This window comes from Rhizobium hidalgonense, assembly GCF_002914525.1.
GTDB classification, from domain to species: domain Bacteria; phylum Pseudomonadota; class Alphaproteobacteria; order Rhizobiales; family Rhizobiaceae; genus Rhizobium; species Rhizobium hidalgonense.
In genome coordinates, this window is the sequence record NZ_LODW01000040.1 from 1 (window position 1) to 516 (window position 516).

At 62.2% G+C, this 516-nt stretch carries 1 pseudogene; it reads right to left on the minus strand.

The window, feature by feature from the left end:
- A pseudogene (locus ATY29_RS03785) lies at positions 1–499 on the minus strand (Ulp1 family isopeptidase); the annotation flags it as partial.
- Positions 500–516 lie beyond the last annotated feature (17 nt).

The following is a 516-nucleotide window of genomic DNA, read 5'->3' on the forward strand; positions in this document are numbered from 1 at the left end:
CGAACCTCCTAAGAATCCCTAAATTGTTCTCGACGGTAGCCTCGGGAACCCTTCCGTCCCCTCGGCCGATGCTACCGTCGGGTAGAATTTCATAGCCTCGGACTGCTTCCGCGAACTGGTTGATGCGGGTCTCGTCATCGGGATGCATGTCCCAGTCGGCGGCGCGACCACGCTTGGCGCCGACGCGAACCTTGGTTGAGACCACGTGAGTCTCCGTTGCGGCATCGACGTCTTGCTGCCCCGAACCCCTCTCCGGCGCCAGCGACTGCGGCGTCACTCGCATCGAACCGCCCACGGATCTGCGACGCGGCACACGGTCGCCGGCGTCACTATCGTGCGAACCGAGGCGTAAGTCGCTCGGATCCTGTTCCATGTCTCGGCTCTCTGAATAGTAGTCCTCGATCCAGGCGTCCGTATCGAAAGCTCCGGTCACGCCTTCGATCCACCCACTTACTTCGCGAGAATCGTCATCGCGCGGCTGGTTCCGTCTTGGGTACATCGATGCCGGTCCTCCGG